General features: G+C 58.7%; 12 protein-coding genes. 1 reads left to right on the forward strand and 11 read right to left on the reverse strand.

Annotated features, from left to right (window positions below; genetic code table 11):
- Window positions 1-31: 31 nt before the first annotated feature.
- The 8 genes from ACR0B7_RS10050 to ACR0B7_RS10085 all read right to left on the reverse strand — a co-directional run bounded on the left by ACR0B7_RS10050 (window position 32) and on the right by ACR0B7_RS10085 (window position 8,725).
- Window positions 32-1,249: an acyl-CoA synthetase family protein gene (locus tag ACR0B7_RS10050; protein WP_170483241.1), complete on the reverse strand. Its 1,218-nt coding sequence runs from the start codon at window positions 1,247-1,249 to the stop codon at window positions 32-34.
- A gap of 19 nt (window positions 1,250-1,268) precedes the next feature.
- A complete protein-coding gene (locus ACR0B7_RS10055; protein ID WP_170387081.1) occupies window positions 1,269-2,102 on the reverse strand; it encodes an ABC transporter ATP-binding protein in 834 nt (277 codons plus the stop codon).
- Window positions 2,103-2,175: 73 nt separating this feature from the next.
- Window positions 2,176-3,456: an ABC transporter substrate-binding protein gene (locus tag ACR0B7_RS10060; RefSeq protein WP_170483239.1), complete on the reverse strand. Its 1,281-nt coding sequence runs from the start codon at window positions 3,454-3,456 to the stop codon at window positions 2,176-2,178.
- Window positions 3,457-3,528: 72 nt separating this feature from the next.
- The gene (locus ACR0B7_RS10065; protein WP_170576722.1) at window positions 3,529-4,605 is read right to left on the reverse strand and encodes a branched-chain amino acid ABC transporter permease; all 1,077 of its coding nucleotides are present in this window, start codon (window positions 4,603-4,605) and stop codon (window positions 3,529-3,531) included.
- 3 nt (window positions 4,606-4,608) lie between these two features.
- Window positions 4,609-4,866, reverse strand: coding sequence for a hypothetical protein (locus tag ACR0B7_RS10070; RefSeq protein ID WP_170387075.1), 258 nt, complete (start codon window positions 4,864-4,866; stop codon window positions 4,609-4,611).
- 2 nt (window positions 4,867-4,868) lie between these two features.
- Window positions 4,869-5,855, reverse strand: coding sequence for a branched-chain amino acid ABC transporter permease (locus ACR0B7_RS10075; protein WP_170483237.1), 987 nt, complete (start codon window positions 5,853-5,855; stop codon window positions 4,869-4,871).
- Between the two features lie 29 nt (window positions 5,856-5,884).
- Window positions 5,885-6,703 (reverse strand): ABC transporter ATP-binding protein, encoded by an 819-nt coding sequence (locus ACR0B7_RS10080; RefSeq protein ID WP_170387071.1) that lies wholly within the window; start codon window positions 6,701-6,703, stop codon window positions 5,885-5,887.
- Window positions 6,704-6,781: 78 nt separating this feature from the next.
- Window positions 6,782-8,725 carry an AMP-binding protein gene (locus ACR0B7_RS10085; RefSeq protein ID WP_170387198.1) on the reverse strand — a complete coding sequence of 648 codons (1,944 nt, stop codon included), beginning with the start codon at window positions 8,723-8,725 and terminating at the stop codon, window positions 6,782-6,784.
- Between the two features lie 257 nt (window positions 8,726-8,982).
- Between ACR0B7_RS10085 and ACR0B7_RS10090 the strand changes: the two genes are divergently transcribed.
- Window positions 8,983-9,195: a hypothetical protein gene (locus ACR0B7_RS10090; protein WP_170483233.1), complete on the forward strand. Its 213-nt coding sequence runs from the start codon at window positions 8,983-8,985 to the stop codon at window positions 9,193-9,195.
- A 64-nt stretch (window positions 9,196-9,259) separates the two neighbouring features.
- Here ACR0B7_RS10090 and ACR0B7_RS10095 read toward each other — a convergent pair whose 3' ends face one another.
- The 3 genes from ACR0B7_RS10095 to ACR0B7_RS10105 are packed head-to-tail and all read right to left on the reverse strand — an operon-like array spanning window position 9,260 to window position 11,736.
- A complete protein-coding gene (locus ACR0B7_RS10095; RefSeq protein WP_170483231.1) occupies window positions 9,260-9,658 on the reverse strand; it encodes a (deoxy)nucleoside triphosphate pyrophosphohydrolase in 399 nt (132 codons plus the stop codon).
- Window positions 9,655-10,881 (reverse strand): bifunctional glutamate N-acetyltransferase/amino-acid acetyltransferase ArgJ, encoded by a 1,227-nt coding sequence (gene argJ, locus ACR0B7_RS10100; protein WP_170483229.1) that lies wholly within the window; start codon window positions 10,879-10,881, stop codon window positions 9,655-9,657. Before argJ ends, ACR0B7_RS10095 begins: the two co-directional genes overlap by 4 nt.
- Window positions 10,882-10,887: 6 nt before the next feature.
- Window positions 10,888-11,736, reverse strand: coding sequence for a peptidylprolyl isomerase (locus tag ACR0B7_RS10105; RefSeq protein ID WP_170483227.1), 849 nt, complete (start codon window positions 11,734-11,736; stop codon window positions 10,888-10,890).
- Window positions 11,737-11,793 lie beyond the last annotated feature (57 nt).

An 11,793-nucleotide genomic window follows, 5' to 3' on the forward strand; every position in this document is an offset into this window, starting at 1 on the left:
CGACACATACTGCCGCAGACCTGATAGTTTATCATTCGTAGACGCGCTGATCCTCGATCACCAACCCGTCTCTGGGCAGCGAGCCGGGGGCGACGACCTCAATCGCGCCCTTCAACTTCAGCACTTCGACAACGGATTTGGCATAGACCATATCGTCCCCACCCGTGCTTTCGATCTGAACGGTCATCGTATCCATCTCGCCCTGTCGGGCGGCAATGACCCGCGCCTTCACGATCTCGGCATGTTTGTCGACCAGCGCGGCAACCTGCTCGGGGCGCACGAACATGCCCTTGATCTTGGTTGTCTGATCGGCGCGACCCATCCAACCCTTGATCCGCGCATTTGTGCGTCCACAAGGTGACGTGCCCGGCATGATGGCCGACAGGTCACCGGTGGCAAACCGGATCAGCGGGTAATCAGGATTAAGAGAGGTCACCACAACCTCACCCACGTCTCCAGCCGCCACCGGTGTTCCGGTGCCCGGAGTGACAATCTCGACGATGACATGCTCGTCTATGATCATCCCCTCCATCGCGGGGCTTTCATATGCAATATTACCTAGATCAGCAGTAGCGTAACATTGCAAACAAACAATGCCCCGATCTGCATAATCCTGACGTAGAGACGGAAACAGCGCACCCCCGCCCACGACCGCTTTCGAGAAGTTGAGCGCAACGCCCATCTCGTCGGCCTTGTCGAGGATCACTTTCAAATAGTCCGGTGTGCCCGCGTAGGCGGTACAGCCCACGTCGCGCGCGGCTGTCACCTGCAATTCCGTCTGGCCGGTTCCGGCGGGCAGAACGGCCGCACCAACCGCCCGTGCACCGCTTTCAAAGATCATGCCCGCAGGCGTCAAGTGATAACCGAAACAGTTTTGCACGATGTCGCCATGGCCAACCCCGGCCGCATGTACAAAACGGCCCATGCGCCACCAGTCATGATCTGCGCTGCCCGGCTCGTAAATCGGCCCAGGGGACTGGAAAACATGGTGGAAATGCCGCGCCGGTTTGACGGTGAACCCTCCAAACGGAGGGCGCGCCGCCTGCGCCTGCGCCAGATCGGATTTCCGCAGAACAGGTAGCTTTACCAGATCTTCGGCCGTCATCACGCCGCCGGTATCTACGTCGCTCAGGTGCGACGCAAATCCGGGGGCAGACAATGCCCGATCAATCTGTAGACGCAGAGCCTGACCCTGTTCGTCGGCACGCTTGTCTGCTGATCGGGTCTCGAGTGCGTCGAAGTAAGTCATCTCCAGATCCTCCATCCGCTTACAACCACCTCTTGCGGCGGCGGTATGAGCGTACATCTCGGAAACTTTTTCGGCCTTCATCGGACATGCCCAGATAAAACTCTTTCACGTCCGGGTTTTCGCGCAATTCGGCGGCCGGGCCGTCCATCACGACGCGGCCGGATTCCAGGATATAGCCGTAGTGCGCAAACCGCAGGGCCACGTTTGTATTCTGTTCAGCCAGCAGGAAGGACACGCCCTCTTTTTCGTTCAAATCTTTCACGATGCCGAAAATCTCTTCGACCAACTGCGGGGCCAGACCCATCGAAGGTTCGTCCAGCAGGATCGTTTCCGGCCGCGACATCAGCGCCCGGCCCATGGCAACCATCTGTTGCTCACCGCCCGAGGTATAGCCCGCCTGCGACCGGCGACGTTCAGCCAGACGCGGAAAATAGGTGTAGACCAGATCAAGGTCTTTCTGGATCGCAGCCTTGCCGTCCTTGCGGGTATAAGCTCCGGTCAGAAGGTTTTCCTCGACCGTGAGGTGTTCAAAACAGTGGCGGCCCTCCATCACCTGGATCACGCCTTTTTCAACCAGATCGGCCGGGTCGCTTTCATGCACGCTTGACCCGCGATACTTGATCGATCCTTTGGTGACTTCGCCCCGTTCCGAATGCAGCAGGTTCGACACCGCCTTGAGCGTCGTCGTCTTGCCCGCGCCATTACCGCCGAGCAGAGCAGTAATACCGCCTTTGGGAACGGTCAGGCTGACACCTTTCAGGACGAGGATCACATGGTTGTAGATCACCTCGATATTGTTGACCTCAAGCAGGGTTTCCGCCTGCACGTCAGTGGTTTGAGCCGCATCCAGCATCAGCGCGTGTCCTCGTGCGAGTGTTGGGGTCGGGACGGCGGTCTGCCGCCGCCCCGGGTTTCAGTGCATCGGATCAGCAGCGCGATTCGATGTTGTTTTCGGTGGCATAGGCGCTCGAGTCTTCGTCGATCAGCGGGCCGATCACGTCACCATCGGTTGCCTTGAACTCGGAAATCAGGCTCCAGGTTTTGTTGGCCGCATCCCACTGGGTTACACCAACCAGAGCGTCACCGCCGTGGTTCTCACACGAGACCGAGAATGCCGGACCAAAACCAGGCAGACCCAGTTCGGTCATCTTGGCTTCGGTGATTTCCAGCGCTTCCATACCGTCGCGCATCATCGCAGCGGTGATGTCGGCAGTCCCGTGGATTTCCTGCGCTTTCTTGGCGGCTTCAGCCGCCAACATCGCCGCATAAAGACCACGGTTGTAGAGAACCGTACCAACCTGATCGCCAGCACCGGCAGCTTTGCCCGCGTCGACAACATGTGTCTTCAGATCGTCAAAGACCGGGAAGTCCGTGCCCACGTTGTGGAAGGTCAGCGCCTTATAGCCGTTTGCGGCCTCACCCGCTGGCAGCACGTCGTTTTCCGAACCGGACCACCAGATGCCGATGAAGTTTTCCATCGGGAAGCGGATGTTGGCAGCTTCCTGAACGGCCACCTGGTTCATGACACCCCAGCCCCACATCAGGACATAGTCAGGACGGTCGCGACGGATTTGCAGCCACTGCGATTTCTGTTCCTGACCCGGGTGGTCAACCGGCAGGGCAACCAGTTCAAAGCCATGCTTGGCCGAAAGCTCCTCCAGCGTGCGGATCGGCTCTTTGCCGTAGGCCGAGTTGTGGTAGACCAGCGCAATTTTCTTGCCGTTCAGGTCTCCGCCATTCTCTTCCAGCAGGTAGTTCACCGCGCCCGAGGCACCATCCCAGTAGTTCGCAGGATAGTTGAACGTGTGGCTGAACACATCGCCGTTCTTGGCAGACGTACGGCCATAGCCCATCGAGTGAATCGGGATGTTATCCACGGTCGCCTTGGGGATCAGCTGATAAGTGATACCGGTCGACAGCGGCTGATAAACCAGAGCGCCTTCGCCCTTGGTCGACTCATAGCATTCCACACCCTTTTCGGTGTTATATCCGGTTTCACATTCGATCACCTTCGCCGGAACGCCACCGATCCCGCCATCACGCTCGTTCAGCAGGGTAAAGTAATCCGCATAGCCATCCGCGAACGGAATGCCACCCGCCGCATAAGGCCCGGTCCGGTAGCTGAGTGACGGGAACACGAGGTCGGCCATAACCGGTCCTGCCGCCATTACGGCGCCCAGCGCCACGGTTGCCAGTTTCAATTTCATCGGGTGTCTCCTCCCTTGGTTGGTCCGATGTTGGGCTCGGGCTTTGCACCCGTTATCTGATTGGGCCTGCCCCTAGTGCGGGAACGGCCAGAGTCTGAGTTTCTCTTTGGCGACGCGCCATAGCTGCGCCAGCCCATGTGGTTCGAGGATCAGGAACGTGATGATCAGCCCACCGACGATCACCAGCTGCAAATGCGCCACGATATCCGTGGGCCAGCCCAGCATGTCGGCACCGACCACTTTCAGGACCACCGGCAGCAGCACAAGAAACGCCGCACCCGCAAAAGATCCGAAGATAGAGCCCAGTCCGCCGATAATGATCATGAACAGAACCAGGAACGACTTGTTGATGCCGAACACCTCGCCGACCTCAACCGCGCCGAGGTAGACTGCGAAGAACAGCGCGCCCGAAATGCCCACGAAGAACGAGCTGACAGCAAAGGCGGTCAGTTTCGCCTTGAGCGGGTTTACCCCGATGATCTCGGCCGCGATATCCATATCGCGGATCGCCATCCACGTGCGCCCGGTAGTGCCGCGTGTCAGGTTGCGTGCGATCAGGGCGCAGACGGTCAGGAAGATCAGGCAGAACAGATACGTCGCCCATGCCGGAGCATTCGGCCCAGTGATAATGATCCCGAACACATCGCGTTCCGGTGCGTTGATCTGACCAGAAGCCGAGTAGTTGTAGAACCACGGCACACGGTTGAACAGCCACACAAGGAAGAACTGCGCGGCCAGTGTCGCCACCGCCAGATAGAACCCCTTGATCCTCAGCGACGGAAGACCGAACAGAACGCCGACAATGGCCGTGATCCCGCCAGCGAGAATGACGTGGATGAACATACTGACATCGGGGAAGGCCGTCATCAGCTTGTAGCAAGCATAAGCCCCCACCGCCATAAAGCCGCCCGTACCAAGGCTGACCTGTCCGCAATATCCCACCAGGATGTTCAGGCCGATCGCCGCGATCGCGTAGATCAGGAACGGCAGCAAAAGAGCGTTGGCCCAATAATCGTTGATGATGAATGGAATGATCCCAAACGCCACCGCCAGAACCACGTAGTACCGATACCGGTCGAACTTGATCGGGAAAGTCTGGCTGTCATCCACATAGGAAACTTTGAAGTCTCCGGCCTCACGATAGAACATGTGTCACTTTCCCCATTGTTCCTGCGCCCGGTTCCGGGCTGCCGCGTCCAGTTGGTTGGACCCTTTTGCATATCCGCTCGCCTCTGACGCGCGCACCAGTTTCATGTAGGCCATGATGCCCGTGACCAGCCCGGCAAAGGCAAGGATCGCCGCGACGACAAGTTGGCTCGCCGTCAGATCGTCCGAGGTGACGGCGATATAGCCAAAGGCCCAGAACCCCGCCCATGCAATCACATTGATGATGGCGATCACCTTCTGCATCGCTACACCCTCTCGATGATCTTCTCACCGAACAGACCCTGCGGCCGGAACACTAGGAAGATCAGCGCCAGAACATAGGCGAACCAGTTCTCGGTCGCGCCACCGACCATCGGGCCGATTGCGAATTCAAACAGCTTTTCACCCACACCGATGATCAGCCCGCCCACGATCGCTCCGGGGATCGAGGTGAACCCGCCCAGCATCAGCACCGGCAGCGCCTTGAGCGCGATCAGCGACAGCGAGAACTGAACGCCCGACTTGGTGCCCCACATGATCCCGGCGACCAGCGCGACAAACCCCGCGACCGACCAGACCATGATCCAGATGAAGTTCAGCGAAATACCCACCGACAGCGCGGCCTGATGGTCATCCGCCACCGCGCGCATGGCCCGGCCCTGCTTGGTGTACTGGCTGAACACCACCAGCGCAGCCACCAGCAGCGCCGCGATCACGGTCGCCACGATGTCGAGGTTGTCGATGAAGAAGCCATAGCCAAAGATGTTGAACGTGGTCTCGTCGATCCACAGGTTGATGCCCTGCGGCAGACCCACATCCAGCGTCTTGATCTCGGACCCCCACATCAGGTCGGCCACGCCTTCAAGGAAATAGGCCAGACCGATGGTCGCCATGAACAGGATGATCGGCTCTTGGCCAACCAGATGGCGCATGACGAACCGCTGCACCGCCCAGGCCAGAAACACCATTACCGCCATCGTCAGAAGGATCGCCAGCAGCGCCGGGACATTCCAACCGAAGTAATGGATATGCGTCCCGAAGATCGCGTTGATCAGGTGCGAGAACGGCACTTGCCCATTCATGATCCCGACAAGGGTCATGGCCGCGAACAGGGCCATAACACCCTGAGCATAGTTGAAAATCCCCGAAGCCTTGTAGATCAGCACAAAGCCCAGCGCGACCAGCGCATAAAGAACCCCTGCCATCAGGCCATTCAGGATGACCTCCATCGCGAAAATCAGCTGATCAGGCATGTGCGCCCCCTCTCATGTCTGTCAGTTGGTCAGTCATGGCTCACCCCCAGATAGGCGTCGATGACTTCCTGGTTGTTGCGCACCTCATCCGGTGTGCCGTCCCCGATCTTCTTACCGTAATCCATCACGACCACCCGGTCGCTCAGATCCATCACAACGCCCATGTCGTGTTCGATCAGGGCGATCGTCGTGCCGAACTCGTCATTCACATCCAGGATAAAGCGGCTCATGTCCTCTTTTTCCTCGACATTCATGCCCGCCATCGGTTCGTCCAACAGCAACAGCTTGGGTTCGGCCGCCAGCGCGCGTGCCAGTTCCACGCGTTTCTTCAAGCCGTAAGGCAGGCGCGACACCGGTGTTTTCCGAATGTGCTGGATTTCGAGAAAGTCGATGATCTTCTCGACGGCCTCGCGGTTTTCGGTTTCTTCCGCCTCGGCCTTCCCTTTCCACAGCGCCTGTTGGAAAATGTTGGTCTTCATGTAGCCCAACCGCCCGGTCATGACGTTATCCAGAACGCTCATGCCTTCAAACAGCGCGATGTTCTGGAAGGTCCGCGCGATCCCCTGCTGCGCCACCTCAAAGGGCCGCATCGCCGGGCGTTTGGCACCGTGGAACCAAACCTCACCTTCCTGCGGGACATAGAACCCCGAGATCACATTCAGCATCGAGGATTTCCCCGCCCCGTTCGGACCGATAATGGCGCGGATCTCACCTTCGCGGATGTCGAACGAGATATCCTTGATCGCGACCACACCGCCGAAACGCAGCGTGATGTTTTTCATCTCCATCACCACGCCGCCGATCTTGCGGCCGTCCTCGGTGACATATCCTTCGGAATTATCCAGCATCAGTCACTCCCTGACTTGCGCAAAAACGGGACGGAGGGCGGGGCGACGACCGCAGGTCGAGCGGCGCTCGAACGGCCCTCATTCCGCCGCCACCTTGTGCTGTGTCGATGGCGCAACCGCAGCGTCGACGATATCCAGCGTTGCGCTGATCGAGCCCTTGCGCCCATCCTCATAGGTCACTTCGGTCGTGGTCGAGACACTGGGCGAGCCGTCATAAAGTGCGGTGATGATGTCGTTGAACTTTTCCTCAACAAACCCACGGCGCACCTTACGAGTCCGGGTCATTTCACCGTCATCGGCATCCAGTTCCTTGTGCAGAACCACAAAGCGATGCACCTGACAGCCCGACAGCATCTCGTCTGCGGCGATCGACTTGTTCACCTCTTCCACATGGGCCTTGATCGTCTCTAACACGCGCGGATGACCGGCCAGTTCCTGATAAGACGCATAGGCCACGTTGTTGCGCTCGGCCCAGTTGCCGACCGCTGTCAGGTCAATATTGATGAAGGCTACGCAGCGATCCTTGCCATTGCCGAACAGCACGACCTCAAGGATGTCGGGATAGAATTTCAGCTTGTTCTCGACATATTTCGGCGCGAACATCGACCCGTCGGCCATCTTGCCCACATCCTTGGCGCGGTCGATGATCCGCAGATGGCCGCTGCTTTCCTCGATAAACCCGGCATCCCCGGTGGCCACCCAGCCTTCGGCGTCCTTGGTCGAGGCAGTCGAGTCCGGGTTGTTGTAATACTCAACAAACACCCCGGGCGAGCGGTAGTGGATCTCGCCCTTGTCGTCGATCTTCAACTCGACCGCAGGCGCAGGCACGCCCACCGTGTCGGCGCGGACCTCACCATCGGGCTGGATGGTGATATAGACGGTCGCTTCGGTCTGGCCGTAAAGCTGTTTCAGGTTGATCCCCAACGAGCGATAAAAGTCGAAAATCTCGGGCCCGATGGCCTCACCCGCCGTATAGCCCACGCGGAACCGGCCATAACCCAGCGTATCCTTGAGCGGGCCGTAGACCAGCATATTGCCCAGCGCGTATTTCATCCGGTCGGCAAACCCAACCGGTTTGCCGTCCAACAACAGGCCGCCCACTTTCTTGGCGTGGTCCATGAAGTGGTGGAACATGCGCTGCTTCAGCTTGCCTGCGTCCTCCATCCGGATCATCACATTGGTCAGCTGAGTCTCGAACACGCGCGGCGGCGCAAAGAAATAGGTCGGACCGATCTCGCGCAGGTCGGTCATCATCGTGTCGGCGCTTTCGGGGCAGTTCACGCAGAACCCGCACCAATAGGCCTGAGCGATCGAGAAGATGAAATCCCCCACCCACGCCATCGGCAGATAGGACAGGATGTCTTCATTCCGGGTCAGGTGATCAAAATCCGAGGAATTCTTGGCACTCTCGATCACGTTGCGGTTCGACAGCACAACGCCTTTCGGCTTGCCCGTGGTGCCCGACGTATAGAGCATCACGCAGGTGTCATCATACGAAATTTCGGAAATCCGCTTGTCCAGCTCGGCGTCAAAACGAGCGTGTCCCGCGCCACCTTCGGCCATGATGTCCTCAAGCGCGTTCATCTGGCTGTGGTCGTATTTCCGCATCCCGCGCTTGTCGGTATAGAGGATATGTTTGACCTGATGCAGGTTTTCCTGAATCTCGATGACCTTGTCGACCTGCTCCTGATCGCCGCAGACGACATATTTCGCGCCGCAATGTTCCAGAACATAGGCCATCTCTTCGGCGACCGAGTCCTGATAGAGCGGAACCGGAACCGCGCCCACCATCTGGGCTGCGACCATCGACCAGTAATGCGCCGGACGGTTGCGCCCGATTACGGCAATATGGTCACCCTTTTCCACGCCGATTTCCAGGAACCCCAGCGCCAGCTTGCGGATTTCAACTGCGGCCTCGGCCCAGGTCCAGCACTGCCAGATTCCGAATTCTTTTTCCCGGTAGGCCGGGGAATCCCCGAACTGCGTCGCATTGCGGTGTAGCAGCGCCGGAAGGGACTTCATCCCATCGGCGCCCGACTGCGTCTGAGCCAATCTCTTTCTCCTCCCAATCCGACCCCTCCCCGGGCCGGAAACGGCAAACCCGGACCTCAGCCCGAACGCCAGCGCTCCGATAAGGAGCTTGGGCAAGATCAGCGGCAAGTTTTGCCTGATGTTTTCTCAATTCTTACGAATTGTAACAGGGGTGGAGTGGAGATTTCCCGAGCGATAAAAATTACTTGGCATCCACGTAGTCCTGAATATCCATTGGCAGACAACAGATGAGTTCTGAAATGAAGCCATTAACAAACCGCGAGAAGCGTGCATTAAAAAGTGCATTGGCTTCAAAGACTGCATTCTTTGCAATTTCTGCCTGCGCATTCGCCACCCAATTGAGCATCGCGGGCGCAGTATTCTGGATCACGTTCTCAGCGGTTTTTATCTACGCTGGCAATGTTGTTTCTCATCGGATTTTGGGAACAGATATCGACTGAACTCTATTCTTGCTGAAAGATCTTTCTGAACCTAACACTCCTCGGGGAAGATTTAGTTTTTCCACTACAACCAATCCCGCAAAATCGGGATCAGCGGCACATCCGCCGCAGGCATCGGGTAGTTCCGCAGATCATTCGCACGCACCCATTTCAGCGCCTGCCCCTCTTTCGACTGCGGTATCCCCTCCCATTTGCGGCAGGCAAACAGCGGCATCAGCAAGTGAAAATCGTCATAGCTGTGGCTGGCAAAGGTCAGCGGTGCAAGGCACGAGGCCCAGGTGTCGATGCCCAGTTCCTCATGCAATTCGCGGATCAAGGCGACCTCGGGGGTTTCGCCGGGTTCGATTTTGCCGCCCGGAAACTCCCACAGGCCAGCCATGGATTTCCCTTCCGGGCGCTGCGCCAACAGCACCCGGCTTTCGACGTCGATCAGGGCGACGGCCGACACCAAAACGGTCTTCATGAACGATAATCCGCGTTGATTTCGATATAGCCATGGGTCAGGTCGCAGGTCCAAACGGTCGATGCGCCCTCGCCCAGCGCCAGATCGACGGCGATCACCAGATCCTGACCTTTCATATAAGCCGCGGCGTCTTCCTCGCGGTAATCGGGGCTGACCCAGCCTTTCTCGGCCACAAGGATGTCACCGAAAGAAATGCTCAGAAGGTCGCGGTCGGCGGCGGCACCGGATTTGCCGATGGCCATGACCACACGGCCCCAGTTCGGGTCTTCACCCGCAATCGCCGTTTTCACCAGCGGCGAGTTGGCAATCGCCAGACCATGCACCTTGGCATCCGCGTCCGAGGCCGCGCCGGTCACGCGGATTTCCACGAATTTCGTGGCCCCTTCCCCGTCGCGCACCACCTGCTGTGCAAGGTCCAGCATCACTGTCTCAAGCACCTGCGCGAAAGCCGCGTTGCCGGTTGCATCCACGCCCGAAGCCCCGGTCGCGCACAACAACAGGGTGTCCGAGGTCGAGGTATCGCTGTCCACGGTGATACAGTTGAAGGTGCGATCCGTCTGCGCGCCCAGCATCGCTTGCAGCGCTGATTGTTCGACCTGCGCGTCGGTGAAGATGTAAACCAGCATCGTCGCCATATCCGGCGCGATCATGCCCGACCCCTTGGCAATCCCCGCAATAGAGACTGTTTTCCCGTCGATCTCGACCTGCGCCGAGGCTCCTTTCGGGAAGGTATCGGTGGTCATGATCGCCCGCGCCGCGTCTTCAATCGCGTGGCGGCTGAGGCCCGACTTCAGCGCCTCAAGCTGGGCCGTGATCTTGTCATGGGGCAGCGGCTCACCAATCACGCCAGTCGACGAGGTGAACACCCGTTCCACCGCCACGCCAGTGGCTTTGGCAACGGCCTGCGTCACCTCGGCAACAGAGGTCTGACCGTAATGTCCGGTGAAGGCATTGGCATTGCCCGAATTCACAAGGATCGCCGCCGGGCCATCGCTGGCGCCGCCGATCTTGTCCTGACAGTCCAACACGGGGGCCGCGCGTGTGGCCGAGCGTGTGAACACCCCAGCCACAGACGTGCCGGGGTCCAACACCGCCAGCATCACATCGGTGCGGCCCTGATAGCGCACACCCGCCTCGACGGTCGCAAATCGCACACCGTCAATCGCTGGCAATTCAGGAAACGCCGCCGGAGCCAGCGGCGAAACTTTGGTGATCGTCGCCACGGTCGCTTACTCCTGAATCAGCTCGATCTGGCGAACAACATCGGGGCTTACCCCTTCCAGTTCGGGCCGCTCGATCTGAGCCGCCTGAGTCAATTCTTCGATGCGGGCTTGAATCGCCTCGTTTTGAATCGTCTGGGCCAATTCATCGCGAATGTCGTCCAGTTCAGGGGCTTCGGACTTGCGTTTGTCATTCAATGTCACGACATGCCAGCCGAACTGGGTTTGCACAGGGTCGGAAACCTGACCTTTTTCCAGTGCAAGAACGGCGGCCTCAAACTCGGGCACCATCTGGCCTTTGCCGAACCACCCCAGTGAACCACCATTGGGTCCGGACGGACCTGTCGATTTCTCTATGGCCAGTTCAGCAAAATCTGCGCCGTCGTCCAACAGTGTCTTGATCTCTTTCGCTTCGTCTTCCGTGGCCACAAGGATGTGGCTGGCGTCGAACTCATCCTCGCCCTCGAACTCAGCGAATTGCGCGTCATAAGCAGATTGGATGGCCTCGTCGGTGACGGCATCTTCGACCAGCGCATTCACGGTCTGAACTGCCAGCAACGAGCGGGTCTCATTCGCCAGCGCAAGAGCGTTCAATGCCGTCAGCGCCTCCTGCTGCTGTCCCAGAAGTTGCTGCTGGATCAGTTGTTCGATGACGAAATCATACAAAACGTCGTCTTCGATCTGTTGATAGTTAGGCGGCAGGGTCGCAACCGTAGCGATGACGTGACCCAAAGTGATCTCGTCCCCGTTTACGCGGGCCACAACCGTGCTGGCATCAGGCTTGGTTTCGGCGGCCAACGGCAGGGCCAAAACGGCAGCAAGCGCCAGAGATGGCAGAAAAGTGAAGCCTTTGGGCATGGAATCATCCTATTTCTTTGCCGCGACAGGGCGCAGCGTTGACACTCAGGAACCTGC

Source organism: Ruegeria sp. BB6, from assembly GCF_056539385.1.

Excerpts from the sequence above, each read along its gene's own strand:
- ACR0B7_RS10075 (WP_170483237.1), bottom strand. The coding sequence starts at position 5,855 with ATGCCTGATCAGCTGATTTTCGCGATGGAGGTCATCCTGAATGGCCTG.
- ACR0B7_RS10105 (WP_170483227.1), bottom strand. The coding sequence starts at position 11,736 with ATGCCCAAAGGCTTCACTTTTCTGCCATCTCTGGCGCTTGCTGCCGTT.
- ACR0B7_RS10090 (WP_170483233.1), top strand. The coding sequence starts at position 8,983 with ATGAGTTCTGAAATGAAGCCATTAACAAACCGCGAGAAGCGTGCATTA.
- ACR0B7_RS10095 (WP_170483231.1), bottom strand. The coding sequence starts at position 9,658 with ATGAAGACCGTTTTGGTGTCGGCCGTCGCCCTGATCGACGTCGAAAGC.
- ACR0B7_RS10085 (WP_170387198.1), bottom strand. The coding sequence starts at position 8,725 with ATGAAGTCCCTTCCGGCGCTGCTACACCGCAATGCGACGCAGTTCGGG.
- ACR0B7_RS10050 (WP_170483241.1), bottom strand. The coding sequence starts at position 1,249 with ATGACTTACTTCGACGCACTCGAGACCCGATCAGCAGACAAGCGTGCC.
- ACR0B7_RS10070 (WP_170387075.1), bottom strand. The coding sequence starts at position 4,866 with ATGCAGAAGGTGATCGCCATCATCAATGTGATTGCATGGGCGGGGTTC.
- ACR0B7_RS10065 (WP_170576722.1), bottom strand. The coding sequence starts at position 4,605 with ATGTTCTATCGTGAGGCCGGAGACTTCAAAGTTTCCTATGTGGATGAC.
- ACR0B7_RS10080 (WP_170387071.1), bottom strand. The coding sequence starts at position 6,703 with ATGCTGGATAATTCCGAAGGATATGTCACCGAGGACGGCCGCAAGATC.
- ACR0B7_RS10060 (WP_170483239.1), bottom strand. The coding sequence starts at position 3,456 with ATGAAATTGAAACTGGCAACCGTGGCGCTGGGCGCCGTAATGGCGGCA.
- ACR0B7_RS10055 (WP_170387081.1), bottom strand. The coding sequence starts at position 2,102 with ATGCTGGATGCGGCTCAAACCACTGACGTGCAGGCGGAAACCCTGCTT.